At 69.3% G+C, this 349-nt stretch carries 1 pseudogene; it reads left to right on the top strand.

Going from position 1 to position 349, the window contains the following annotated elements:
* Positions 1 to 349: pseudogene (locus EN846_RS34010) on the top strand (AsmA family protein); the annotation flags it as partial.

Raw genomic sequence — 349 nt, 5'->3', positions numbered from 1 at the left:
GTCGGACAATGCCTATCTGGACGGCCAGGCGAAGTTCGCCGCGCCGTCGCTGCGGCGCGTGCTGGAGTGGTCGCAAGCCGGGCTCGCGCCGGGTGCTGCGATCGGCGCGGTCTCGATCGCCAGCAAGGTCAACGCCTCGGCGGGGCGCGTGAAGTTCGAGAACACCACGGTCACCCTCAACAACAATCCGGGCATGGGGGCGCTTGATTTCTCCGTCGCGGACGGGCGGCCGGTGGTTGCCGGCACGCTCGCTTTCGACACGCTCGATCTCAGGTCTTTCCGGTCGGCCTTCACGCCGGTCGCGCCGACCGGCGAGGTGGGCCCCGGCGACATCGACACCAGTTTCGCC

Origin of the sequence: Mesorhizobium sp. M4B.F.Ca.ET.203.01.1.1, from assembly GCF_004791025.1 — a bacterium.
GTDB lineage: Bacteria > Pseudomonadota > Alphaproteobacteria > Rhizobiales > Rhizobiaceae > Mesorhizobium > Mesorhizobium abyssinicae.
The sequence above is the reverse complement of the archived record's forward strand: the minus strand, read 5'-3'. Positions and strand labels throughout refer to the sequence as shown.